At 35.6% G+C, this 23972-nt stretch carries 24 protein-coding genes; 11 read left to right on the top strand and 13 right to left on the bottom strand.

Going from position 1 to position 23972, the window contains the following annotated elements:
• Positions 1 to 162 precede the first annotated feature (162 nt).
• A complete protein-coding gene (locus ACFSQS_RS11755; RefSeq protein WP_388018932.1) occupies positions 163 to 1617 on the top strand; it encodes a mannosyltransferase in 1455 nt (484 codons plus the stop codon).
• Between the two features lie 9 nt (positions 1618 to 1626).
• On the opposite strand, the gene ACFSQS_RS11750 is transcribed toward ACFSQS_RS11755, so the two are convergent.
• From ACFSQS_RS11750 to ACFSQS_RS11720, 7 genes are all read right to left on the bottom strand, one after another.
• On the bottom strand, positions 1627 to 1971 hold the full coding sequence (locus tag ACFSQS_RS11750; RefSeq protein ID WP_388018929.1) for a hypothetical protein: 345 nt from the start codon (positions 1969 to 1971) through the stop codon (positions 1627 to 1629).
• 192 nt (positions 1972 to 2163) lie between these two features.
• Positions 2164 to 2544 carry a hypothetical protein gene (locus tag ACFSQS_RS11745; protein ID WP_388018926.1) on the bottom strand — a complete coding sequence of 127 codons (381 nt, stop codon included), beginning with the start codon at positions 2542 to 2544 and terminating at the stop codon, positions 2164 to 2166.
• 205 nt (positions 2545 to 2749) lie between these two features.
• Complete coding sequence (locus ACFSQS_RS11740; protein WP_388018923.1) at positions 2750 to 3070, bottom strand: hypothetical protein; 321 nt, start codon at positions 3068 to 3070, stop codon at positions 2750 to 2752.
• Positions 3071 to 3101: 31 nt separating this feature from the next.
• Positions 3102 to 4628, bottom strand: coding sequence for a bifunctional GNAT family N-acetyltransferase/carbon-nitrogen hydrolase family protein (locus ACFSQS_RS11735; RefSeq protein WP_388018920.1), 1527 nt, complete (start codon positions 4626 to 4628; stop codon positions 3102 to 3104).
• Positions 4628 to 5602, bottom strand: a complete 975-nt coding sequence (locus tag ACFSQS_RS11730; RefSeq protein WP_311935084.1) for a deoxyhypusine synthase family protein — start codon at positions 5600 to 5602, stop codon at positions 4628 to 4630. The genes ACFSQS_RS11735 and ACFSQS_RS11730 overlap by 1 nt, the downstream gene beginning before the upstream one ends.
• Positions 5592 to 6530: an agmatinase gene (gene speB / locus ACFSQS_RS11725; protein WP_388018917.1), complete on the bottom strand. Its 939-nt coding sequence runs from the start codon at positions 6528 to 6530 to the stop codon at positions 5592 to 5594. The genes ACFSQS_RS11730 and speB overlap by 11 nt, the downstream gene beginning before the upstream one ends.
• A gap of 4 nt (positions 6531 to 6534) precedes the next feature.
• A complete protein-coding gene (locus tag ACFSQS_RS11720) occupies positions 6535 to 7998 on the bottom strand; it encodes an arginine decarboxylase (protein WP_388018914.1) in 1464 nt (487 codons plus the stop codon).
• A 488-nt stretch (positions 7999 to 8486) separates the two neighbouring features.
• On the opposite strand from ACFSQS_RS11720, the gene ACFSQS_RS11715 reads away from it, so the two are divergent.
• From ACFSQS_RS11715 to ACFSQS_RS11695, 5 genes are all read left to right on the top strand, one after another.
• Positions 8487 to 9059 carry a Crp/Fnr family transcriptional regulator gene (locus ACFSQS_RS11715; RefSeq protein ID WP_388018911.1) on the top strand — a complete coding sequence of 191 codons (573 nt, stop codon included), beginning with the start codon at positions 8487 to 8489 and terminating at the stop codon, positions 9057 to 9059.
• A 115-nt stretch (positions 9060 to 9174) separates the two neighbouring features.
• Positions 9175 to 10548, top strand: a complete 1374-nt coding sequence (locus tag ACFSQS_RS11710) for a TolC family protein (protein WP_388018907.1) — start codon at positions 9175 to 9177, stop codon at positions 10546 to 10548.
• Between the two features lie 20 nt (positions 10549 to 10568).
• Positions 10569 to 11525, top strand: a complete 957-nt coding sequence (locus ACFSQS_RS11705; RefSeq protein WP_388018904.1) for an HlyD family secretion protein — start codon at positions 10569 to 10571, stop codon at positions 11523 to 11525.
• Positions 11525 to 12712: an ABC transporter permease gene (locus tag ACFSQS_RS11700; protein ID WP_388018901.1), complete on the top strand. Its 1188-nt coding sequence runs from the start codon at positions 11525 to 11527 to the stop codon at positions 12710 to 12712. The genes ACFSQS_RS11705 and ACFSQS_RS11700 overlap by 1 nt, the downstream gene beginning before the upstream one ends.
• Positions 12713 to 12756: 44 nt before the next feature.
• A complete protein-coding gene (locus ACFSQS_RS11695; protein ID WP_388018898.1) occupies positions 12757 to 13125 on the top strand; it encodes a glyoxalase in 369 nt (122 codons plus the stop codon).
• On the opposite strand, the gene ACFSQS_RS11690 is transcribed toward ACFSQS_RS11695, so the two are convergent.
• The 4 genes from ACFSQS_RS11690 to ACFSQS_RS11675 form a co-directional block, all read right to left on the bottom strand.
• Positions 13122 to 13964: a pseudouridine synthase gene (locus ACFSQS_RS11690; protein WP_388018895.1), complete on the bottom strand. Its 843-nt coding sequence runs from the start codon at positions 13962 to 13964 to the stop codon at positions 13122 to 13124. The two genes, ACFSQS_RS11695 and ACFSQS_RS11690, sit on opposite strands and share 4 nt — an antisense overlap.
• Positions 13965 to 14029: 65 nt before the next feature.
• A complete protein-coding gene (locus ACFSQS_RS11685; protein ID WP_388018892.1) occupies positions 14030 to 14932 on the bottom strand; it encodes a geranylgeranylglycerol-phosphate geranylgeranyltransferase in 903 nt (300 codons plus the stop codon).
• 76 nt (positions 14933 to 15008) lie between these two features.
• Positions 15009 to 15938, bottom strand: coding sequence for a mevalonate kinase family protein (locus tag ACFSQS_RS11680; RefSeq protein WP_388018889.1), 930 nt, complete (start codon positions 15936 to 15938; stop codon positions 15009 to 15011).
• Between the two features lie 60 nt (positions 15939 to 15998).
• A complete protein-coding gene (locus ACFSQS_RS11675; protein WP_388018886.1) occupies positions 15999 to 17090 on the bottom strand; it encodes a diphosphomevalonate/mevalonate 3,5-bisphosphate decarboxylase family protein in 1092 nt (363 codons plus the stop codon).
• A gap of 114 nt (positions 17091 to 17204) precedes the next feature.
• Between ACFSQS_RS11675 and ACFSQS_RS11670 the strand changes: the two genes are divergently transcribed.
• The 5 genes from ACFSQS_RS11670 (at position 17205) to ACFSQS_RS11650 (ending at position 19958) form a co-directional block, all read left to right on the top strand.
• Positions 17205 to 17810 carry a porin family protein gene (locus tag ACFSQS_RS11670; RefSeq protein ID WP_388018883.1) on the top strand — a complete coding sequence of 202 codons (606 nt, stop codon included), beginning with the start codon at positions 17205 to 17207 and terminating at the stop codon, positions 17808 to 17810.
• Between the two features lie 301 nt (positions 17811 to 18111).
• The gene (locus ACFSQS_RS11665; RefSeq protein WP_388018880.1) at positions 18112 to 18879 is read left to right on the top strand and encodes a DUF5995 family protein; all 768 of its coding nucleotides are present in this window, start codon (positions 18112 to 18114) and stop codon (positions 18877 to 18879) included.
• Between the two features lie 138 nt (positions 18880 to 19017).
• Entirely contained in the window at positions 19018 to 19332 is a 315-nt protein-coding gene (locus ACFSQS_RS11660; RefSeq protein ID WP_388018877.1) for a DUF2188 domain-containing protein, read from the top strand.
• Between the two features lie 4 nt (positions 19333 to 19336).
• Complete coding sequence (locus tag ACFSQS_RS11655; RefSeq protein ID WP_388018874.1) at positions 19337 to 19663, top strand: hypothetical protein; 327 nt, start codon at positions 19337 to 19339, stop codon at positions 19661 to 19663.
• Complete coding sequence (locus ACFSQS_RS11650) at positions 19617 to 19958, top strand: hypothetical protein (protein ID WP_388018871.1); 342 nt, start codon at positions 19617 to 19619, stop codon at positions 19956 to 19958. The genes ACFSQS_RS11655 and ACFSQS_RS11650 overlap by 47 nt, the downstream gene beginning before the upstream one ends.
• Before the next feature lie 284 nt (positions 19959 to 20242).
• Here the strand turns inward: ACFSQS_RS11650 and ACFSQS_RS11645 are convergent, their stop codons facing one another.
• Together ACFSQS_RS11645 and ACFSQS_RS11640 are read right to left on the bottom strand one after the other, a co-directional pair.
• On the bottom strand, positions 20243 to 22981 hold the full coding sequence (locus tag ACFSQS_RS11645; RefSeq protein WP_388018868.1) for a carboxypeptidase regulatory-like domain-containing protein: 2739 nt from the start codon (positions 22979 to 22981) through the stop codon (positions 20243 to 20245).
• Positions 22982 to 23013: 32 nt separating this feature from the next.
• Positions 23014 to 23880 (bottom strand): GLPGLI family protein, encoded by an 867-nt coding sequence (locus ACFSQS_RS11640; RefSeq protein WP_388018865.1) that lies wholly within the window; start codon positions 23878 to 23880, stop codon positions 23014 to 23016.
• Positions 23881 to 23972 lie beyond the last annotated feature (92 nt).

Genomic DNA, 23972 nt, shown 5'->3' with positions numbered 1-23972 from the left:
AACATTGTTAATATTGCCCAATAAATTAAGACTTAACCCTGTAGCCAAGGACTTGCTTTAAAGGCTTTAGCTTAAAACACTAAATTAGTAAATTTTTCTCTCAAATCAATGTGTGCATTTCATATTTAAAAAACACAAAACAATTAGCGTTATATTTACTTCATGTTTTTAAAACTGTACAAGACACCATTGCTTTTAGTGCTAGCAAGCTTGCTATTTTATGCGGTTTTTGCTTACCATTTGCTACGTACAGATTACGTTAAGCTATTAATACTGTATGCGGGGTTGTTCTTTTTGTTCTACAAATTGGTCCTGCTTTTAAAAGGAAACATAAAACTTTTAAGCTGGTTTGCATTTGGCTTTAGGGTTGTGTTTATTTTGGCCATTCCCAATTTATCGCAAGATTTTTATCGTTTTATTTGGGATGGCAGAATGTTGTTGGAAGGCTATAACCCGTATTTGTTTACGGTTGCGTCTTTTATTGGCAATAATGAATTTCCTGTGGCGCAAGCACAAGAATTATATGAAGGCATGGGAGTTTTAAATGCGGGGCATTTTAGCAATTATCCGCCGTTAAACCAGCTTTGTTTTGTTATTGCCGGGGTATTTTCCGGGAGCAGTATTTTGGGTTCGGCAATGGTAATGCGTTTACTAATTATTGCTGCCGATTTTGGTACGCTTCACTTCGGAAAAAAACTGCTGGAAAAACTAAACCTGCCTGTTTACCTTATTTTCTGGTATGTGCTAAACCCTTTTATTATAATTGAATTAACGGGCAATCTTCATTTTGAAGGCGTTATGATTTTCTTTTTAATATGGAGTTTGTATTTACTGCATATTGGTAAATGGCAGTTTGCCGCTGTTGTTTTGGGCTTATCGGTTTCGGTTAAATTAATTCCTTTAATAATTTTGCCTTTATATTGGCAGTGGTTTACTTCGAAAAACAATGATGATGATGAGATGCTGAAACAAGTTCAGCATGACGAAAAAGAGATTGCCACGTCGCTTACTCCTCGCAATGACGCAATAAATGGAATGACAAAGTTAATTTCATTTTATGCAATCGTGTTTATTACAATAATCGCTTTATTTCTTCCTTTTTACTCTTCGGAATTTATAACCAACTATACCGATACTGTGGCATTATGGTTTAACAACTTCGAGTTTAATGCCAGTTTGTACTACATAGCCAGGGCTATTGGCTATACCTTTAGGGGCTATAACGAAATTGCCGTTATTGGGAGCGCAATACCCATTATTGTTATAGCCTTTGTGTTGTTGCTTACTTTTTTTAGAACGAACAGAAACACGGTTCAATTAATAACCGCAATGGTATTGGCCCTGTCGTTTTATTTTTTTACAACTACAACGGTGCACCCGTGGTACATTGCTACATTATTAATATTATCGGTTTTTACAACTTATAAGTTTCCGCTGGTGTGGAGTTTTGTAATTATACTTAGTTATCTGGCCTATGTAAATGTTGATAAAGCCGATAAATCTGAAAATTTATGGATTATTGCTTTAGAGTATGCCATAGTTTATGGTGTATTTATTTGGGAAGTATTTTTTAAAAAAAAGGAGGCTTTAAAAAAAACCTCCCTTTTTAATGGATAAATGGATTAATTAATAAACTGCTTCTCTAATTGTTTTTATAGTAAAAACCTCTACATCTTCTTCTTCACCATCACTGTTTACCAAGGTCTCTGTTGCAACGGTGTAGGTTATTGAAAAGTACTTACCTTTAAAGGCATCAGATTTTAAATCAAACTGTTTTAATATTTCGGCACTAACATCGTTAAATACTATGGTTTTGGCTTCTTCAGCACCTTTGGCCTGGGTTGTAAAAGAATACGATTCGCCATCGAATCCGTTAAAAACAGCTGTGGTTGCTACTTCGTCTTGTGCATCTAACGTGGTGGCAAAACTTAACGTAAAAAAGCTTACTAGTACTAAAAGATAATTTTTCATAATTGAAGGTATTATTTGTTTATAATAGATTTTGGATTAAGAGCATGCTCCTAAAATTAATAATTACATCCCTTGCGCAAGGTGTTATTGATTTGTACTATATACGCAGCTAATAACAGATTGGTTTACATGCTTGTAAAGATTAACACCTAATTAAGAAAAACATCGATGAACAGCTTGTTTTTTTAAAATTTAAAGCTTCTTTAACATAATTATGGTATTAATCTCGTTTTCATCATCATTACCCTGGTTGTCTTTAAAAACTTCAACTCTTGTTTTGTAGGTAATGCTAAAACTTTTACCAATAAAGGTTTCAGATTTTAAATTGAATTCTTTTAACAATTCTTCTTTTACTTCGTGAAATGTAATCGTATATTCCTCATCGTCTTTATCCTTTGCTATGAAATTATAGCCATAATCTTCATGCCCGTCGAAAACCGCGTTCACTACGATTTCTTCTTGAATGGCTAATGCATTTGAATTAGGGTTTAACTTTGGTGCAATTGTAAAGCTTGTAAGGGCAAAAACGGATAGAGAAAAACCGATTAGCTTTAATAAAAACTGTGTTTTCATGGGATTTAATTTTTTGTTTTTTTTGGGTAAGCTTTAACATTTAAAATCATCATTTTTATACATATCTTAACTTAGATAGTTCTGTTTCGTTCTTGTAGAGGTTTAAAAATAAATTGGGCCTTTTTATCGGAAAAACTCCCTTGCTCAAGCGCTAAATGCTTATGCCAATGTTAGCCAATACGCTATATACGTTTCTTTATTACAATTACAAATCCTCGGCATCATCATCAACCAAATCTGGGTCTTGCACTGCTTCTGGGTCATTATCATCAAAATCTTCGTAATCGTCTTCGTCGTAATTCTCCATGGTTACCTCTAATTTAGCGCTTACTTTTACTAAATATTTGGTATCTGCGGTAATTACCTCAACCGCTTCAATCAATTCGTTTTGGGCATTTCTAAAAGTTACTATTTGGTCGTCGTCGTAACCATCGGGATATTTTTCGACCAATAAGGCTAAAATTTCGGGTGTTAGCTTTTTAAAATCTACGATTACCCGTTTTAAATTATCGTTTCTGTTTTTCATATCATGTGTTTTTATAAAATAAAGATACTTGTTATTTAATTCTAATAACGTCGTAAAAATCTTTTCTTCTATCTTTTAAATTTTTTACAGCCCCAAAAGCATGCAGTTCTTTCAATAAGCTTAAATCTACATCGGCCACCAAAATCATTTCTGTATTTGTAGTGGCTTCAGCTTTAATGCCGTTACTGGGGAACGAAAAATCGCAGGGCGTAAACACAGCAGATTGCGCATATTGAATGTCCATATTATTTACGTTGGGCAAATTGCCAACGCTTCCAGAAATGGCCACATAACATTCGTTTTCTATGGCACGCGCTTGAGAACATAAGCGCACACGGGAATAACCGTTTTGGGTGTCGGTTAAAAACGGAACAAACAGAATTTCCATACCTTCATCGGCCAACAAACGCGACAACTCCGGAAACTCGGAATCGTAACAAATCAATATGCCTATTTTACCGGCATCTGTTTGAAATGTTTTCAGTTTATTTCCTTTTTGCATGCCCCAAACCTTAGCTTCGTCTGGGGTTACGTGTATTTTCTCGTAGCGTTCCGTACTGCCGTCTCTTCGGCATAAATAACCAACATTATACAGCTTATCTGCGACAACTTCGGGCATACTGCCAGAAATAATATTGATGTTATATGAAATAGACAGTTGCTTTAATTTATCGACAATCGTTTCGGTAAATTTTGCCAGTTCCCTAATGGCATCCGGTTCTTTCATAGAATTGAAATCTGCCATTAATGGCGCGTTGAAAAACTCTGGAAATACGGCAAAATCTGATTTATAGGCCGCAACGCTATCAATAAAATACTCCACCTGTTGCATTAAATCGTCCAAACCTTTGTACGGGCGCATTTGCCATTGGATAAGCCCCAGCCTAACAATGGTTTTAACGGTACTCGCCTTTTTATTTGGTTTGGTATAGTAGATATTGTCCCACTCCATTAAAACGGCATATTCGTTGGATGCGGTGTCGCCCTCCAAATAGCCTTTTAAAATACGAACGGGATGGAAATCGTTGGAAATCTGAAAGTTTAAAACTGGGTCGTGTATTTCCTTACGCTTAACTTTTTCAATATATTGTTTAGGTGTAAGCTGTTTGTGTTTGTAGTAATTGGGCATTCTTCCGCCAAAAACAATACCTTTTAAATTCAGGGTTTCGCAAACTTCCTTTCTGTAATCGTACAACCGTCGCCCCAAGCGCAAACCTCTGTATTGTGGTTTAATAAACACATCAATTCCATACAGTACATCGCCATTTGGGTCGTGGTTTTTAAATGATTTTCCGCCAATAATATCCTGATAAGTATGCTCATCTTCAATACTATTATAATCTACAATAAGCGACAAGGCACAACCCGCAATATCGCCATCTATTTTAATAACGACTTGACCTTCTGGAAACAGTGAGGTTAAATCTTCAATATGATGTTTTTTCCAATACGAATTGAGCACGCCTCCGTAAGATTGTAACGTGGCTTCCTTTAGCTCTTTAAAGTCATCTACCGTAAGGTACTTAAGCTCAATATTATCAATTTTATTTGGCTCCATTATTGCCCTAAAAGATAAGCAAAAATTAATGGCGCAACTATAGTGGCATCGCTTTCAATAATGAATTTAGGCGTATCGATATCCAATTTTCCCCAAGTGATTTTCTCATTTGGTACAGCACCGGAGTACGAACCATAACTTGTTGTTGAATCGCTAATCTGACAAAAATAACTCCAGAACGGTGTTTCAGGGCGCTCCATATCTTGATATAACATGGGCACAACACAGATTGGAAAATCGCCTGCAATCCCGCCACCTATTTGAAAGAAACCAATGCCATTCTTTGAATTTTCGGTGTACCAATCGGCTAAAAAGGTCATGTATTCAATACCGGATTTCATGGTGCTGGCTTTTAATTCGCCTTTAAGTACGTAGCTTGCAAAAATATTCCCCATGGTACTATCTTCCCATCCCGGGCATACAATTGGTAGGTTTTTTTCCGCAGCAGCGTACATCCACGAATCTTTTACATCAATCTCGTAGTATTGCTCTAAAACCCCAGACAGCAACATTTTGTACATGTACTCATGTGGCAAATAGCGTTCGCCTTTGGCTTCGGCATCCTTCCATATTTTATGGATGTGTTTTTGCAAACGACGGAAGGCTTCGTGTTCTGGAATACATGTATCGGTTACCCGATTTAATCCTTTTTCCAGCAAATCCCATTCGTCTTGAGGTGTTAAATCGCGATAGTTAGGCACGCGTTTGTAATGCGAGTGCGCCACTAAATTCATGATGTCTTCCTCAAGATTTGCGCCTGTACAAGAAATGATTTGCACTTTATCCTGACGAATCATTTCTGCAAAACTTTTACCAAGCTCTGCAGTACTCATAGCGCCTGCCAACGACACTAGCATTTTGGCGCCAGAATCTAATTGGGCCTCGTAGCCTTTTGCTGCATCAACTAAAGCTGCCGCATTAAAATGTAAATAATGGGTTTCAATAAATTGAGAGATTGGTCCTTTAGTAGTCATCGTTATTGTTGTATTTTGAATTGTTTTTGTTTATTTGGTCGCTATCAAAAGCATTGTCGTATTCATCCTCAGCTTCATTATTTTTAAACTTATAGCTCAGCATTTTATAGTATAATTTTGCTGCTAAAAAATCAGAGGATTTGTCTTTTTCATTCGGGCATAATTCAACTATATCAAACCCTACCACGTTTTTTTCTTCGAAAACCTGCTTTAAAAATTCTAAGGTTTCGTACCATAACAATCCACCAGGTTCGGGCGTTCCTGTACTTGGTAGTATTGAAGGGTCGAAAGCATCTAAATCGAAAGTAATGAAAACGTTATCTGTCATTTGGTCGATTGCAGAATCCATCCACGAATCATCAACAGCCATGTCGTGCGCAAAATAGGTTTTATCTGCGTCCATCACGGTTTTTTCAATGGCATCCATAGAACGAATACCAACTTGAATGAGGTTGGTACTTTGGCTCGCTTCGTAAACGGCACAGGCGTGATTGCATTTAGAGCCGTCGTACGATTTGCGTAAATCGGCATGCGCATCAATATGCAATACGGTTAAGCTGGGATACATCTCATTGAACGCACGAATGGTACCAATTGAAATGGAGTGTTCGCCACCAAAAATAGTTACAAATTTGTTCTTTTTAATATACTTCTTTACCGTTTGATGCACAGCTTCTACCATAGTTTCCGGCGAACTGTTTTCAGTTACGGGCTCAACCAAATGTATGCCTTGTTTATAAACTTCGGTATCGGTTTCAATGTCGTAAAGCTCCATGTTTTCCGAAGCGTTTAAAAAAGCCTCGGGCCCTTTGTCTGCGCCTTTTTGCCATGTACTTGTGCCATCGTAAGGCACAGGGATTAATACAATTTTTGCGCTTTCTAATTTTGCGAATTCTTCTGGAATTCCAGCGTAAGTTTTTGTTTTCATTGTTTTATTTAACTGCTAATGGTAAATCAGCTTCTGTATTTTTTATTGTTTGTGTTGTATTTGTTTCAGGTTTTTTATGGTAACCCAAAATTTTAAGTAAGTCTTCACTTTTTTGTTGTTCGGAAAACAATTCTGTGGTTATATTTCCATCGGCATCTTTATTTATTAAAATATGCTTTGGCGAAGGGATTAAGCAATGCTGTAAACCACCAAATCCGCCTATGGTTTCTTGATAGGCCCCTGTATTGAAAAAGCCAATGTACAAGGGTTTTTCTTTGTTGTATTTTGGCAAATAAATAGCATTCATGTGCTGCTCGCTGTTGTAGTAATCGTCGCTATCGCAGGTTAGGCCGCCAAGTAAAACACGCTCGTAAGTATCGTTCCAGCGGTTAACCGGCAACATTATAAAGCGTTTGTTAATGGCCCAAGTATCAGGAAGCGTTGTGATGAACGATGAGTTGATCATATTCCATTTTTCACGATCGTTTTGTTGTTTTTGGTACAGTATTTCGTAAATCGCTCCGCCACTTTCACCCACTGTAAAGCTACCAAATTCCGTAAAAATATTGGGCACATCTACGCCTTCTTCTTCACAGGTTAGCTTAATTTGATTAACGATTTCGTCTACCAAATACTCGTAATCAAATTCGAATGCCAACGAGTTTTTTATAGGAAACCCACCGCCAATATTCAAGCTATCCAAACTTGGGCAAATCTTTTTCAAACTGGTATAAACCTTTAAACATTTTAAAAGCTCGTTCCAATAATACGCATTATCGCGAATGCCGGTATTAATAAAAAAGTGAAGCATTTTAAGTTCTACTTTCTTATTGTTCTGAATTTGATTTTTATAAAAAGGCACAATGTTTTTATAGCCAATGCCCAAACGTGAGGTGTAGAACTCGAACTTTGGTTCTTCCTCTGAAGCGATACGGATACCCACATTAAACTTCCCGTTTATCTCTTGCGAAAGCAAATTGATTTCTTCGTAATTATCAATAATCGGGATGCAATTTTTATGTCCGCTGTTAATTAACCTTGCAATATTGGTTATGTATTGCGCACGCTTAAACCCATTGCTAATAATAAAGGTTTCATTGGTTATTTTGCCTTCTTCTTTAAGGTTTTCAACAATATCAATATCAAAAGCCGAAGAGGTTTCAATATGAATATCATTTTTTAAAGCCTCGTTTAACACATGTTTAAAATGTGAGCTTTTAGTACAATAGCAATAGTTGTAATTACCTTTATAATCGTGCTTTTCAATGGCATCTGAAAACCATTTTTTGGCACGTTGAATATTGTTGGATATTTGTGGCGAATAGGTGAATTTTAAGGGTGCACCGTACTGCTCTACCAATTGCATGAGGTTAATATCATGGAAGTTTAATTTATTGTTTTCTAGTGTAAATTCTTCTTGTGGAAAATCGAAAGTTTGATTGATTAAATCAATATATTTAGTATTCATTTTTTAGTTTTTAACGGTCTGTTACAACGTTCTAGAAAAATATTTTATCCTATGATAAAACATATCTTGAAAATGATAACATAATTTTAATAAAAATATAGTAATTATTTATGAAACAGCGCAATTATCGCTGTAATAACAAATTTTTAAGAATAAATCAAACTTGTATTTTTCGCTCAGTAGTAGGAACAAAGCCGTAGTTATGCTGGCTAGCATAGATAGGTAAAACGGAAGTTAGCTTTAAAATTCGGTCGCTCATCCTATAAGCTGCTTTTGAATATGACTTCCTAATTTTCAAAAGCCCGAACATAGAAACAGGGTTCAATTTGTTCAGCTAAATGCGATGCAAATGAAATACTTTTTTTTGAATTACAAAATTTTTTTTTTGAAATTTTTATCGCTCTGTTTTTAGCGTTTTTTAAGACTTGATATTGCGAAGGAAATACAGTAAATTTGGTACTTAACCTTATTTTGAGCCGAACATATTTATGAGCATATCCGACTTTTTAGTATCATTGGTTCCGTTTACCCAAACCGAGTTGCAGGACATTCTTGCTCATTTTAAGAAAGAATCTGTTTCGAAAAATCAAATTCTTGTTCGTCAAGGCCAAATTTGTAATGCTTTATATTTTGTTGAACACGGCATGGGCAGAAGCTACTACCTTAATGAAGGCGGAAAGGAAATTACACAATGGTTTTTTGGCGTGGGTAAATTTATGACTAGTGTTGATAGCTTTTTTCAACAAAGTCCGAGTTTGTATTATTTAGAGGTTTTAGAAGATTCTGTTTTATACCGCATTTCTAAAAGTGACTTAGATGCACTATTCTATAAATACCCAAAAATGGAAAAAATGGGCAGATTGGCAAGCACCGAAATGCTAACCAGAGTCGTTAATAAACTCAATGCCATTCAGTTTCAAACCGCCAGAGAACGTTACGACTATATGCTTAGTGAATTTCCAGATATTGCCTATCGTGTTCCGCTAGGCCATATTGCTTCCTATTTGGGAATGACCCAAGAAACTTTAAGCAGAATTAGAAAAAACGGCTCGAGAACTTAATTAGTACCACCTATCAAACCATCTTAATTTCAACAACTTACACTATTTGATTTAAGTCAAAAGAAAAAACCCCATACATGCTTATCTTTACATTGTATTTATAAATTTATTTACAATGAACAGAAACAAAACCGCGATAAAGGTCTTGATGATTGCGCTTTTAGCCATAGCTCCGTCTATAACTTTGGCGCAAGAATTAGACCCTGTATTAAAAGACTTGATTCATAAAGGACTTGAAAAAAACCATCAAATCAACACCAATCGATTAGACTCCGAACAAGCTAAAGTAGACCAGCAATTGGCTAAGTCTGTTTTCTTGCCCAAGATTACCTTTAATGGAAGTTATGCTCGATTAAATGACGATATTACTTTTGATGATGCCACACAAACCTTATTAATTGAGACTCAAAAACTCATTATTAAGGACGCTGTGGGTTTGCCTTTTAACTCCCCTTTTCCAGACCATATTCCGTTGCAAGACGCACCTAATCTTCAAGATAAAAACATCTTGAAAACATCGGTGGATTTGGATTGGGTATTATTTAGCGGACTGGAAGCCAGCAATGCCTTAAAAGCGAGCAAGCATAAAGAGACCTCTTTAAATTTTGTAGGCATGGCAGAAAAAGATAAAGTGGCTTTGCAAATTATTGAGGCCTATGACAAACTCGCCTTGGTAAAAGCATCAAAAAAAGTGCTTACCAACACCGAAAACTACTTGAACGAACAAGCTTTTTATGTTAAAAAGGCGATTGAAAATGGTTTGGCAACGCCCATAAGTCGCAAAAAAATTGAGCTTGCCCAACAACAATTAGAAGCAAAAAAACTGGAATTTGATCATAATAACATCTTATTAATTGAAGTGCTTCACCAACTTACTGGCGAAACCAAAGAAAACTTAAGAAAGCTCAATCCGCAGTTGGAATCATTTTCGGTTGTTTCCCATTCCAATAGTGAAAAACGCAACGAGGTTAAAGCTTTGGAAGAAGCCGAAAAAGCAACACGTTATCAAGCCAAAATGGAAAAAAGCAATTTTATCCCTAAGGTTGCTGTTAAGGGACATTATGAATTTATTGAAGATGATTTATCGCTGCTAGACCCTAAGTGGTTTATTGGAGTTGGCGTACAATGGCGTGTTTTTGACGGAAATACTTCTAGGCTGAAAAGTAAAAAAACAGAATTGGAAAGCCTGAAATACCAAGAAAAAATAAACGAAGCCCAAGAAATGATTGGCTTGAGCATTATAAAATCGGAGTTGGCTTATCAAGCATCTCAACAAAACACCAATATCGTTCAAAAAGAAATAGAGCTGGCTAACGATACCTACGATATGGTTAATAAGCAATACAAAAACAATCTGGCATCCATCACGGAATTGCTAGATGCCCTAAACGATGTGGAAAAAGCCAATTTTAAATTACAGGAATCCTACTATAACGAAAGACGTGCAGTTGCAAATCTGCTTCATGCCAAAGGCATACTGACTTACTAACTTAAAAAACACATTACGAAATGAAAACATATAAAAACATCATATTAGGTTGCATTACCCTATTCGCTTTGCATTCTTGTAAAAACGAACAATTAACCAACAACAGAGGAAAAGTTAAATTTGAAACCATTTCGGTTAGCGGTAAAGTTCCTGGAAGGATTGGAAAAATTTACGTAAAAGAAGGCCAAGTCGTAAAAAAAGGCGATACCCTTGCGGCCATGGATATTCCCGAAGTTCATGCAAAAATGATGCAGGCCGAGGGCGCTATTGTTTCAGCTAAAGGACAATTAAACATGGCTTATAATGGTGCTACAACCGAACAATTAAATCAAATTGAAGGCCAATTAAGCGCGGGAAAAGCCCAATTGCAATTTGCCCAAGAATCTTATAACAGATTGCAAAACATGTTTCAGGATTCCTTAATTAGTCAACAACAATTTGATGAAGTAAAAATGAAACTCCAGATGGCCAAAGCGCAGGTAGATGGTTTGGAAGCGAAGCGCGACGAAGTGAAAAAAGGGGCCAGAGCAGAACAAATAGAACAGGCCAAAGGGCAATTAGACCGAGCACTCGGGGCCAAAGAAGAAGTGCTTTCGGCGTCCAAAGAACAGTATTTAATGGCCCCGGCAGACATGTCTGTTGAAACCATTAGCTTGGAGGAAGGCGAATTGCTTACTCCGGGTTTCACCTTGTTCAATGGCTATAAAACCGATAGTGTTTATTTTAGATTTACCATTCCGGAATCAAGGATTTATGATTTTGAAGTGGGCAAAGAGCTCACGCTTATCAACCCTTATACCGAAGAAGAAACCAAGTCTAAAGTTGTAGCCATAAAACAATTGGCGCAATATGCAGATATTACAAGTACGGCACCGCTGTATCAATTGTCAGAATCTATTTATGAGCTAAAAGTGGTACCAACAACAGACGTATCAAAACAGAAGTTTTTTATCAACGCTACAATACTTATCAAATAATGAAAGATTTTATAAGCTTACTCCAGGTAGAATTTAAGCGTATTTTTTCAAATGGCGTTTTACTCGCTATCTTTTTTGGAGCACCAATAGGTTACGGTATTTTATTTGGCTATGTGTACCAACAAGGAAAGGTTGTAGATCTTCCCATTGTCATTATCGATGAAGATCGCAGTCCGGCATCCGATAAAATCATTGATGCGCTTGAAGATAACGAAGGTTTATTTGTTGCGGATGTTAGAGCAACTGATGGTAACATACGCGCTGAAATGCCCACCGAACAATACGCTGCGGTTATAACAATACCCACCGATTTTGAAAAGCATATTTTACAGAAAAAGCATCCTGAAATTCGAGTGGATTTAAATATGGCGAATATTTTAAATGCCAATACAGCAAGCAATAATATCAATACGGTTTTGATGACGCTAAACGCTGGAATGGAAATAGAAGGACTAAAAAAACAAGGACTTCACCCAGCACAGGCCATGGCCTCTTACGAAAGCTTTAAAATCAACTTTAACAAACTCTATAATTCTTCTGGGAACTATGTTAATTTTATGTTACCCGGAATACTCGCTGCCATTATGCAACAGGTTATATTTTTGGCCATGGCATTGGTGTTTTCGCGAGATTTTGAAGACGGTTATTTTGCACAACTTATTCAAAAAAGCAAGTCGTCCTTATATCATATTTTTTTAAAGGCGACCCCGTTTTTATTAATGCTTCCTTTTATGTGGCTATTTATTAGTCTGCTCTTTGTTTATTTTAAAATTACTGCAGATATTTTTAATTTTCCAATGCTCCTATTAACTGTCTTGTTAACACTGGCTTCCATGTTTATTGGTATGCTGTTTTCCATAGCTATTCCGAATCAGTTAAAAGCCACAGAGTTATTAATGGTAATTTCTACACCTGCATTTATTTTAAGTGGATTTACATGGCCAACAGAAGCCATACCCAATTTAATTACCAATGTGGCACAATTTATTCCCGTTACGCAATTTTTAAGTGGTTTTAGAAGAATTGCCTTTTACGGAGGTGATTTAGCATCCATACTGCCAGAAATAAGGATTTTATTATTAATCATTGTTGTGGCTTTTGTGAGCATGGTTTTACTGCTACAGTTTAAGATTAATTCGCAGTTCAAAAAAGAAGCAAAAACCGTTGTAGAGACAGATTTGCAATAGCATTGCAGTTTATTTTATTTTAAAAAACCGCTAAATTATCCGTAATGAAAACACATATCAAATCAATCAGGCCTTTTGTTGGCGCAAAAAACTATAATATTTCCAGACAATTTTACAAAGATTTTGGGTTTGAAGAAATTAAAATCTCAGAAAAGCTGTCATACTTCCAATCGGGAAATTTTGGGTTTTATCTACAAGATGCCTATGTAAAAGATTGGATTGACAATACCATGGTTTTCTTGGAAATTGTAAACGTAGAAGCGCATGCATCCAATCTAAAAAAACTAAATCTGGAAGAAAAATACAATGGTGTAAGAATTTCAGAAATCCAATACAACGATTGGGGAAAGGAATACTTTGTGCACGACCCATCGGGTGTTTTGTGGCATGTTGGGGCGTTTAAAATGGCTTAAAGCATCTTCAAAGTATTCAATTCTTGCTCGGTTAAGTGTTTCCAATGTCCGCGCGGAATATCTTTTTTAGTTAAATGCCCAATGGCGACACAATCCAAACTAATAATATCATACTTTAAATAATCGAAAATAGTACGGATAATGGTATTGCCCGTGTTTTTAATTTTTAAGCCAATTTCTTTTTTTGATGCACCATCAATATAGCTAATCTCTTCAACAGCGATCAGTTTTCCTTGAACCTTAAAACCTTCCTGAATTTTTTTCAGGTCTTCAAATTTCAAATTTTTATCTAATTCAATGTGAAACAAACGCGCCACCCCGCTTTTTGAGTTTGTAAATTTATCTACAATAATATCATCGTTTGTAAACAGCAACAAGCCTTTAGAGTTTCTGCCCAACCGCCCAATGGGTTTAATGCGCGAACTGGTTGCGTTGGCCACTAAATCCATTACCGTTCTACCTTTACCTTCGCTTGTGGTGGTTGCAAATCCTTTTGGTTTATTAAGCAAAACGTAGGCTTTTTTCTCCGGGTTTATACGGGCGCCATCGTAACGTACTTCGTCACCAATTTTAACCTTATAACCCATTTCGGTAATTATTTTTCCGTTAACGGAAACCAACCCCGTGGCAATATGCACATCGGCTTCGCGACGCGAACACATACCGGAATTTGCCACATATTTATTTAAACGAATCTCGTTTGGATTAGATGGTTTTTTGGGCTTTGTCTCGTTTCGTTTAAAAGCTGTATTGCCTTTTACATAACTTTTTTTGAAGTCCTTTTTAGATCCGTCAACTTTAGTTTTTCCTTTTCTTTGTCCGCTTTGTTGCTTACTCATCACTTTAATTTTGCTGCAAAGATATAGCTAAAATTGCTATTGTTGTTTTAAGAAGTAGATTTTTGTTAAATTCTATTCAATACCAAATCAACATTAATTAAAACAATACAAAAAACGCCAGCTAAAATGATGAATTTTAAAGTATTATGAAGTATCAAATAGTGAATTTTGGTTTTAGATTTCCAGAGTAATAACAAAAACCCAAACAACAGTACAATACATAAATAAAAGTAGATGTACATGTAACCAATTTCAAAACGATTTATCAATAAATATATAGGAATTAAGGTTAAAACAGCTAATACCGTTAGCATAATTTTTGATGCTTTTTCGCCGTAAACAATGGGTATGGTTTTATAATTTAATAGTAAATCACCTTTTAAGTTTTCAAGATCTTTAGTAAGTTCTCGCATCGATATGATTAAAAACAAAAATATGGCGTGAACAAAAATGACGGTTTCAAAATTTTTGTAATACATAAAAATGGCAAAAAACGGGGTAATGGATAATATTGCCGATGTTAAGTTGCCAATAAAGGGCATTTTTTTTAATTTATGCGAATAAAACCATATACCAAATATATAAACCGAAAAGAAGATAACGGGTTTAAACGACACATAGCTTGCCATAATAACTGCCAAAAAATTCAACACAAAATAGAATGACAGCTTTGTGTTTTGGCTAACCAACCTATCGAGTTTTGATTTATAGGGCCTATTAATCAAGTCTTTCTCTGAGTCGTAAAAATTATTAATAATATACCCGCCAGCAATAGTAGCAGCCGAAGCAAAAACCAACATAAGCAAATTAACATCGAAAAGCACGGTTTTAAGTGGCTTATCGTGCGCAAGAATATATATGGCCGTTAGGTACTGCGCAAAAACAATTACTAAAATATTGTAACCGCGCACCACAGAAAACAGACTGAAGAATTTTAATAGTATGTGTTTCTGCCTTCTGGATAACATTTGGAAAATTTGATGAGATTCTGAATCACATTTCGGCAAGCTCAATGTAAAAGTTCAGGATGACAGTCTTTGGAATTTAGAAGTTATAAACCACTTCTAACTTATAATCTTTCAGGGATTTTTTGGCTATGTCTATATTTTCGGTAAAGCCTAAAATATATCCGCCACCGCCAGAACCACAAAGTTTTAGGTAATACTCGTTGGTTTCAATGCCTTTTTTCCAGAGCTCGTGAAACTGTTTAGGTATCATGGGCTTAAAATGGTTTAAAACCACTTTTGACAATTGTTTGGTATTGCTAAACAACGATTTTATATCGCCTTTTAAAAAATCGTCCACACAGGCGTCGGTATGCTTAACAAACTGGTGTTTTATCATTTTTCTGAAACCTTCCTGTTTCATTTTTTCCATAAAAATACTTACCATTGGAGCGGTTTCGCCAATAATACCACTATCTAACAAAAACACGGCGTTTTTACCTTCGGTTTTTTGCGATGGTATGCCAGTAGCTTCAATGTTATCTTTTGAATTTATTAAAATTGGAATGCTTAGATAACTGTTTAATGGGTCTAAGCCCGAAGATTTTCCGTGGAAAAAAGACTCCATTGCCGAAAAAATCGACTTTAATTTAAGCAGTTTTTCTCTGGTTAAATTTTCTAAAACGGTAATTTTATCATGGGCATATTTATCGTAAATAGCGGCTACCAAAGCCCCACTACTGCCAACACCATAACCTTGCGGAATAGACGAATCGAAATACATACCTTTTGCAACGTGTTTTTTTAAGGCCTCAATATCGAAAGTTACTAATTGGGCATCGATACAACTTAAGTAATCAGCAAAGCGTTTTAAACTTTCGTTGGATGCCTTAGCCGACACGTTAGGGTTTTGGTCCACCTTCAAAGCGCCATTGTAAAAGTTATAAGGAATCGATAAACCTTTGGAATCTTTAATGATTCCGTACTCTCCGAAGAGTAATATTTTTGAGTAAAAAAGGGGTCCTTTCATAAAAGTGTTTATAAATTTCGACACTAATGTTTAACAAATATAGGTATTTTTTAAACAAAACTACACAGTCTGATTAATTAATTTCGCACCAAAACCAATTTGGTCGCAAATATAATGTCCATTTTGGCAATATGCAACTAATTCATTTTTAATGAATTCCAAAACAGTTTCGGTTTCATTTTCTGGATACAGCACATGCACATTCGCACCAGCATCTAAGGTAAAACAAATATTTGAATTGGTTGCTTTTCTAAACATCCATATTTTGTTAATAATTTCCAGGGTATTGGGTTTCATTAATATAAAATACGGCATGCTGGTCATCATCATCGCATGTAGTGTTAAGGCTTCACTTTCAACAATCTCTATAAATGTTTTTAAATCTCCTGTTTTAAAGGTGTCAATTAGGATTGAGAGATTGTTTTGAGCTTGTTTAAAACGTTCTATTGCAAACGGGTGGTTATGCATTAAGTTGTGCCCAATGGTACTGCTTACTTGCTTTTCGCCTTTATCTACCAATAAAATGGTATCGTTGTAATTTTTGAAATTGCGGTGGACTTTAAAAGGGTATTTTACGCCAAATAGATCTGAGCTGGCTTCTATTTCGTTATGTTTGCCCCAAACCACCATATCGCCTTCAAGACTTCTGCAAGCGCTACCCGAACCCAAGCGTGCTAGAAATGATGCTTTTTGGGTGAAATATTCATCTGTAATTTCTGGCTTTAATGCTTTTTCAATACTCATTAAACATAAGGCCATTGCGCTCATACCCGAGGCCGATGATGCGATACCAGAACTATGCGGAAATGTATTTGAAGTTTCTATTTTAAAATGATAGTCTTTTAAAAATGGCAAATACGCTTCAATGCGTTTAAAAAACGTTTCTATTTTTGGTTTAAAATCGTCTTTCTTTTCATCATCTAAAAATATTTCAAAAGAAAACTCGTTGCTATTTTCTTTTTTAGAAAAACTAAGTGTTGTGGTTGTTTTACAATTATTTAGCGTAAAACTTATCGATGGGTTTGCTGGAATTTGGTTTTCCTTTTTGCCCCAATATTTAACCAATGCAATATTGCTTGGCGAGGACCAGGTAAAACTCCCTTTTTCTATTGAATTTTTATGTGCTTTTAGGATAAAATCTTTTGCTCTCATTATCAAAAATTCTTCGTGCAAATATAGTGACTTTGTTACATAAACACTTGTTTTTGATTCTATATGATGACATATTGGTTTTTTTACGATGCCTTATTAAACAATACAATCATTATGAAAAATCTAACTTTTATCTTCGTTTTACTTTTTACTTCTTTAGGCTTTATTAATATACATGCCCAAAATACAGACCCCAAAAACTCTACAATTAAAGGTTTTAATTTTGCTGTTAAAGGTGGCGCAAACTTCTCCAAAACCCTAGGAGATGTTCAAGAAAACCAGTCTTTTTTAACTGATTTTAATATAGGCACTGTTGTTAAAATTCCAACAGGTTTAAACTTTAATATTCAAGCTGAACCTCAATTATCCAGAGTTGGCAGCTCTAGAGATGGAAAAACCGAAAGTCGATTTACTTTTTTAGACATTCCTGTTTTGGCTCAAATACACTCTTCTAATAATTGGAGTTTTGAGGCAGGACCAAAAGCAGCAGTTACTTTAAGCCAGAAACAACGTAGGCAAGAAAATCTAGAAACCGTAAACCGATTAAAAAAAGTAACACTGGGTTTAGTTGGTGGAGCTACTTATAATTTTGACAGCAATTGGTTTGGTCAATTCCGTATTAATTATTGGCTTTCAGATATCATTAGAGATGGTGCAGGCGATAATGAAGGCACATCGATTTTGTTATTTCAATTCTCTATTGGTTATTGGTTTAATTAATTACGCTAAGTTCAATAATCTTTACCATGGCACTTTAGTTTCTTGCTGTAGAAGAACACCCTAAATTACCTTAGGCCATAATATAGTAAAACGGGTACCTAAAGGACAGATGGGGCGTAAAAACGAGACCGTAACATTTTATAAACCAAAAGGTAATAACGTAACTTTATACGTTGAGTTATTTATTTGGGAGAAAATTAGTCAACGCTCTATTAAATAAAGCGAAAATCAAACTTTCTTTTTACCCCGTTAACATAAAAAATGTAAATTTAGCCAAAGACTATAAAATTTTAACAGCAAAATGGTTGCAAATACAATTGATGAAGTCATAGAAATTTTAGGAAACATAATTGAAAACTCCAAAAAAGACGAAAGCACTTTGGGGTATTTTGCTTCGTTGTACCAAAAAGTAACCATTAGCGTAAAAAACAAACTGCACACCAATTATTTTGATGATGACGCAAGAATGGAAAAGCTGGATGTAATGTTTGCCAACCGGTATTTATTGGCGTACTCGAATTACAAACAAGGGAAGCCTAATACAAAATCTTGGGACTCGGCTTTTAAAGCTTCAAAACAAAATAGTTTAATTGTGCTCCAACATTTATTGCTGGGTATGAACGCGCATATAAATTTGGATTTGGGCATTGCTGCTGCTGAAGTATCGGATGTATCATCAATTGATACATTACACTCAGATTTCAATAAAATCAATGCGGTATTGGCAGATTTAGTTGAAGAAGTACAGGAAGATTTATCGAAGATCTGGCCCACTTTAGTAAAAATCCTGAAGTTCGCAAATAAGGTGGACGACTTTTTTATAAACTTTAGCATGAGCATAGCCAGAGATGGTGCATGGAAATTTGCAAACGAGCTGGTTACCCAAAAAGAAATAAAAAGCAGAGAACAATATATTGCTATACGAGACGATAAAATAGCAGCTTTATCAAAATCTATAACCGTTCATAAAATTGTGGTGCGCATTATATTTTTTATTGTAAGGATTGGAGAACGCGGGAAACCATCGGATAAAATAAAAGCTTTGGAAAAAGTGATTAAAAGGGAATAAGTACCTTTAGATTGATGTTGAAGGGTTTGCGGATATTGAAAAGTTTGTTTACTAGAAACTTGACTTTATCAGAAAAAAATGATAACTTCGTTTAACGGCTAATATTAAACATTAAAGCGATTTAATATTGGTTGAGCATTGGCAAACATTTGGAATGAAAATTGCAGATATTTAAAAAAGCTATTGCTTTTAATAATTATGAATTCAAGTAGGAAAAAAACAATTGGAGCAAAATTTAGAACTGCTGGTTCTACAGTTAAGAAAGGCCACGTTATTGCAAGAGACGGTCATTGGGTTGTCTTTAAAGAAGGAGCCGAAAGAGTGTTGCATGAATTCGATGATAAAAAAAGAGCCGTTTTAACTGCTAGGGAAATTTTAAAATCAGGAAAAATAGAAGTTCTTGTTCTTCATAATTCTGATGGGACTGTTGAAAAAGTTCAATTAGCTAAGTAAAAGAATGGCATTTGATAAAAATATTTTTATTAATTGCCCATTTGACGACAAATACAAAACATTACTAAAAGCTATTGTTTTCTGCATTGTATATTTAAATTACAAACCCCTTTTATCTGAAACCAATAATTCTGCTGATTCACGAGTGGATGGAATTATTAATTTAATAAGTAACTCCAAATATAGCATTCATGACTTGTCAAGATTGGAGGCTAGTAAGAAAAATGAGCTTGCAAGATTTAATATGCCATTTGAATTAGGAATGGATATTGGTTGTAAAAGATTTGGCTCTGCTTCTCAAAAAGAAAAATGCTTTTTTAATTCTAGATAAGTTAAAATATCGCTACCAGAAATCCATTTCTGATATTTCCGGCAATGATATTTCTATTCACAATGAAAAGCCTGAAAAGGCGTTAAGACAAGTTAGAAATTGGATAAGAAAACTAAATGGAAACCATATTGCCAGCGCAAATAAAATATGGCGATTGTATAACGAATTTAATGGCGATTTTTATGAAATTGCAGAAAACGATGAATTGAGTGCTGATGAAATTTTAGAAATGCCTTGGGACGAATTTTATTATTATATTCAAGAATGGATTAAAGGACGTAAAGACTTTGTATAAAAACCAATTGCAAACTAAAGAAAACCATTATACGAACCCCTTTAGAAACAAAACAACTTTTCGATTTAAAAAACTAGAACTTAGCTGATAGGTGCGTTAGGGATAGTAGCGGCATCCTTTTTTGAAAAGAAGGAAAACACACTTTATTTAGAACTAAAATTTAACAGGTAGCCACGTTGTTCCTCCTCGCTATGACGTAAAAAAGATATAGCGGATAGCCCGACCCTTGTGGTAACGCCCAAATGAATAAAAAGCGTACCGCTTAAAAATTCAATATCATAGCCTTACAACTCGTAACGCACCCGTAATGTTATAAAGCGCGGTTGTATAAAGGTTTCGGTGTTAAATACGGCGAGGTTGCTGGCGCTGTTTCGCACGCGCGAATCTATATCCAACAGGTTAGTGGCTTTAATTTCGTATTCCCATTTAGCATCGTTGTTTTTTCTGTAAGATAGAGAAGCATCCCAGGTCTTAAAAGATTGCGATGGCTCTGTACCGCTGTCTTGATTAGTATAGGTGAATTCGGTTTTGAAGGTAACCGATTGCCAGATATAAGCATCGAAATCTATGGACGGCGCATTGGTAACAAACTTGGTTGTGCTTGTGCCCAAATTATTGTTGGAAACGCTATAACGGTACCTAATCCTTAGGTTTGGTGCTTCCCTGAAATTAGTGCGCAATTCGGGGCGATAACTTTGGGTAAACCGCTCGCTTAACGATTGCCGGCCTTGTACAAACTGATTGATTTTACTGTAGTTGAAATTGGCAGATAAACTGGCTCTTAATTTACCAAAGGTGCGCTGTATGCGGCCGTTTGCAGATACGCTTTCGTCGGCAAAATTGGAGTTGAAAAAGGTGCTTGTTCTAATCACGTTTTCAAAATCTGTTAAGCCTCTAATTTGGTCGATATTTTTTGAATATGAAAGACGCCCAAAAACATTGGTATAGTTAAACAGGTTGAAGCTGCTATAAAATAAACTTACATTGTGCGATAGCGCGTTTTGTAAATCTGGCTCGCCAAACTGAATGCTGTTAAAATTGTTAAATACTAAACCTTGAGCTAATCGGGTAACATCGGTAAATTGATTTTGCATGGTATAACGCAGGGTTAAACTTTCGCTTTTTTTAAATTGGATTCGAGTTTCGAAATCTGGTAGAAACTTAAAAAAGTTGTTTCTAAATGTTTCTCCAAACTGGCTGTTTTTATTGCCGTAAGCATGTAGTGAAAACCCGGGAGTTATGGTAAATTTTCCGGTTTTTAAAGTATAGTGAAGGCCTAAATACACATCGGTAAAATTGTAATCGGTATCGTTAGCGGCACGTCCGCTATTAAACGTTGGCGTGGGTTGAAACTGTGTATTGCCCTCTAGAAACTGAAAGATATTAGAGTTGAATTGCTGATTACTTAAAATTGCTCCTAATGTAAAATTGATGTTGCTTTTTGCATTGAGGATGTTGTAGTAATCTAACTTGGCATCTAATTGATTAGATTTTATGCGTCTGTTTTGCCCTAAATTGTAATTATTTAACGTGGTATTAAAGCCCATGGCTTGTGCCGTTGTATCAAAGGCATCTCTATCGTTGGGGTCTGTTGCATCGTTATTATTGGGGTCGTTTACCAATAATGCATTGTAAAACGGGTCTTCGTTTTTTATTAAATGCTGTGCTTCAAAAGCAAAAATATTGGTTTCGTTAAGTGTGTAATAATAATTCAGGTTTTGATTGATGCTAAATGGCGTAACCTCATCCAACTGGTTTGTATTGCCAATTACCGAAGATAAGAGGTTTTGGGTTTGGTCGTCTTTTGAAAAGCGCCCCAAAACATCATAATCTAGCTGGTTGTTAAAATTTGGTTTGTAAGACAGGCTTAATTTGGCTAGCCCCTGGTTAGAGCGTTCTTTACTGTTTTGCTCGGTAGCTTCGTCTGGAATTCCCAAATCGGAGTCGGTATATTGAACAAAACTGGTTTCTTTAGATAAAATCCTACTGCTGTTATATATGGCAAACCCACTTATATCGAGGCTTTTTTTAGGCGAATAGCTAAAATTTGATGCTGCAAGTTTGTTTGTTATTTCGAGCGCATTGTTTTGGCTAGTTAAAAAATTAAGTGCGTTGTTGCCCAGGTTTATGCTTGTGCCACTACCTCTGCTGGGTGCCCTAAAGCCACCACCAAAACCGCGAAGGTCTCGCCGTGTTACAGCCAAATCTCCGGTGTTATTAAGGTCTCCAATAAAATTAAGGCTAAATTTAGGGCTGTAATAAAATAACTTGGGTTGGGCTAAATAGAGCGTATTGTCTGGAGATTCGCCTGCACCGGCGGTAATATTACCAAACCAAAAATTTTCTTTGCCCTCTTTAAGTTTTATGTTTATGGCAACATTGTCTTGGTTGTTTGTTACATTTCTTAATTGACCAACTTCTGAATAGTTTCGCAATACCTGTACTTTATCAACTGCATTAGACGGGATGTTTTTAGTTGCCAATTTGGTGTCGCCATCAAAGAAATCCTTCCCGTTAACCATAAGTTTATTTACCACTTTGCCTTCCACTTCTACTTGCCCGTCATCATTAATTTCTACACCCGGTAATTTTTCCAAAACATCTTCAAGTTTACGTTCTGTTCCTGTTTTAAACGAATCGGCATTGTAAATTAAGGTATCTCCTTTTACCGTTACGGGCATTTCGTAAGTGAGTTCAACGGCATCTAATGCATTGTCTGGCATCATGGTAACATTCTTAACAATATCTACTTCTTTGGTGGTAATGGTTTCTTTAAAAGCCTTCATACCTATATAACTAACTTGTAAACTATAGGTCGTGTTTTTTTCTAAATTTAATTTATAACGCCCGCCATCATTAGTAATGCCGTAAGATTCCAGAGCTTGGGTTTCTTGGTTTATGGCTATTACATTAGCCAATTCAAGCGGATTGCCTATACTGTCTTTTACGACACCTTCTAATTTTATCTGGGCAAAAGCTGTACTTGCTATTAATAAGAATAGCGTGCTTATTTTTAATTTCATTTAGTTGTTTTATTGGTTGGTTAATTTAGGTACTACCCTCTTCTTCCGCCTCGACCTCTTCCTCTAAAGTTTTCGCGTAATTCCTTCATTTTCTTTTCCAGGATTTCCTGATATTCTAGTTTAGTAACTTCTTTTCCTTTTGAAGGTTTATTAATAACAACTTTTTCACTGGGATTGATCACTATTTTTGAGCACAAAACGGTTGTCCTTCCTGCGCTTACTTCTAAAATCAAACCAGGAAGCCCCCAATATTCTCCTGGGCCTTGGCTGATTGGAATTTGTAGTGTGTACCACGCTTCAACCTGAATTAACTTCTCGGAATTGTTGGTTTCTGGCTCTTTAGTTTGGGTTGAATCTTGCTGAGGGGTTGTGTGCTGCGAACGTCTTCTAAATCTTGTAAAATCAAAATTCGTGTCGGGAATTGTTGCGGTAGCCTTAAAGCACATATATTGCCCTATTTGTTTGGTTTCGCTACCCATTACCCAATTTATTTGGGGTAATGAATCTTTTATTAAAAACTGTTTTCCGAATAATTCTTGATCTTGCAAAAACGCTTTCTCCTTGATGTTTTTATATTGATTGCCACCTGTAAAACTAGACATAATCCCTCTAAATCGGGCACCTTGACCTTGACCGGGAGCTTCCAGTTTTTCTTCCTCTTTATAATTAGATTCGGTTTTGTTAAAGTTTAAAACGTATGTTTTTTCAAGCATGCTTTTCATACGTTCTGCGATCTGCTTTTTTTGTTCTTCGCTCATTCCAGGCCGCCCAAAATTATCCATATCGATAGAGGTTTTGGACATATAATAGGCTTTGGCTTGAAAATCTTGCGCTGTTAGTGGTAGAGAAACCAAAAAAAACAAAAGTAAAGTGGCACTTTTTAAAATGGTAGTTATCATAAATTTAATTTTTAACATTAAGTTGCTGTAAACACATCGATTTTTTTTAGACCCAAACAAAATCCCTTAGTTTAAGTACGCTGTGTTAAAAT

The sequence above is a fragment of the Gelatiniphilus marinus genome (assembly GCF_042684345.1).
GTDB lineage: Bacteria > Bacteroidota > Bacteroidia > Flavobacteriales > Flavobacteriaceae > Gelatiniphilus > Gelatiniphilus marinus.
Note: the sequence above shows the minus strand (reverse complement) of the source record. Positions and strands in the feature narration are given on the sequence as shown.

What these genes read in the sequence shown, in the direction of transcription:
- ACFSQS_RS11730 (WP_311935084.1), bottom strand. Translation starts at nt 5,602, where the DNA reads ATGACTACTAAAGGACCAATCTCTCAATTTATTGAAACCCATTATTTA.
- ACFSQS_RS11715 (WP_388018911.1), top strand. Translation starts at nt 8,487, where the DNA reads ATGAGCATATCCGACTTTTTAGTATCATTGGTTCCGTTTACCCAAACC.
- ACFSQS_RS11655 (WP_388018874.1), top strand. Translation starts at nt 19,337, where the DNA reads ATGGCATTTGATAAAAATATTTTTATTAATTGCCCATTTGACGACAAA.
- ACFSQS_RS11745 (WP_388018926.1), bottom strand. Translation starts at nt 2,544, where the DNA reads ATGAAAACACAGTTTTTATTAAAGCTAATCGGTTTTTCTCTATCCGTT.
- ACFSQS_RS11735 (WP_388018920.1), bottom strand. Translation starts at nt 4,628, where the DNA reads ATGGAGCCAAATAAAATTGATAATATTGAGCTTAAGTACCTTACGGTA.
- ACFSQS_RS11690 (WP_388018895.1), bottom strand. Translation starts at nt 13,964, where the DNA reads ATGAGTAAGCAACAAAGCGGACAAAGAAAAGGAAAAACTAAAGTTGAC.
- ACFSQS_RS11645 (WP_388018868.1), bottom strand. Translation starts at nt 22,981, where the DNA reads ATGAAATTAAAAATAAGCACGCTATTCTTATTAATAGCAAGTACAGCT.
- ACFSQS_RS11640 (WP_388018865.1), bottom strand. Translation starts at nt 23,880, where the DNA reads ATGATAACTACCATTTTAAAAAGTGCCACTTTACTTTTGTTTTTTTTG.
- ACFSQS_RS11665 (WP_388018880.1), top strand. Translation starts at nt 18,112, where the DNA reads ATGGTTGCAAATACAATTGATGAAGTCATAGAAATTTTAGGAAACATA.
- ACFSQS_RS11710 (WP_388018907.1), top strand. Translation starts at nt 9,175, where the DNA reads ATGAACAGAAACAAAACCGCGATAAAGGTCTTGATGATTGCGCTTTTA.
- ACFSQS_RS11740 (WP_388018923.1), bottom strand. Translation starts at nt 3,070, where the DNA reads ATGAAAAACAGAAACGATAATTTAAAACGGGTAATCGTAGATTTTAAA.
- speB (WP_388018917.1), bottom strand. Translation starts at nt 6,530, where the DNA reads ATGAAAACAAAAACTTACGCTGGAATTCCAGAAGAATTCGCAAAATTA.
- ACFSQS_RS11755 (WP_388018932.1), top strand. Translation starts at nt 163, where the DNA reads ATGTTTTTAAAACTGTACAAGACACCATTGCTTTTAGTGCTAGCAAGC.
- ACFSQS_RS11680 (WP_388018889.1), bottom strand. Translation starts at nt 15,938, where the DNA reads ATGAAAGGACCCCTTTTTTACTCAAAAATATTACTCTTCGGAGAGTAC.
- ACFSQS_RS11670 (WP_388018883.1), top strand. Translation starts at nt 17,205, where the DNA reads ATGAAAAATCTAACTTTTATCTTCGTTTTACTTTTTACTTCTTTAGGC.
- ACFSQS_RS11720 (WP_388018914.1), bottom strand. Translation starts at nt 7,998, where the DNA reads ATGAATACTAAATATATTGATTTAATCAATCAAACTTTCGATTTTCCA.
- ACFSQS_RS11700 (WP_388018901.1), top strand. Translation starts at nt 11,525, where the DNA reads ATGAAAGATTTTATAAGCTTACTCCAGGTAGAATTTAAGCGTATTTTT.
- ACFSQS_RS11750 (WP_388018929.1), bottom strand. Translation starts at nt 1,971, where the DNA reads ATGAAAAATTATCTTTTAGTACTAGTAAGCTTTTTTACGTTAAGTTTT.
- ACFSQS_RS11705 (WP_388018904.1), top strand. Translation starts at nt 10,569, where the DNA reads ATGAAAACATATAAAAACATCATATTAGGTTGCATTACCCTATTCGCT.
- ACFSQS_RS11695 (WP_388018898.1), top strand. Translation starts at nt 12,757, where the DNA reads ATGAAAACACATATCAAATCAATCAGGCCTTTTGTTGGCGCAAAAAAC.
- ACFSQS_RS11675 (WP_388018886.1), bottom strand. Translation starts at nt 17,090, where the DNA reads ATGAGAGCAAAAGATTTTATCCTAAAAGCACATAAAAATTCAATAGAA.
- ACFSQS_RS11685 (WP_388018892.1), bottom strand. Translation starts at nt 14,932, where the DNA reads ATGTTATCCAGAAGGCAGAAACACATACTATTAAAATTCTTCAGTCTG.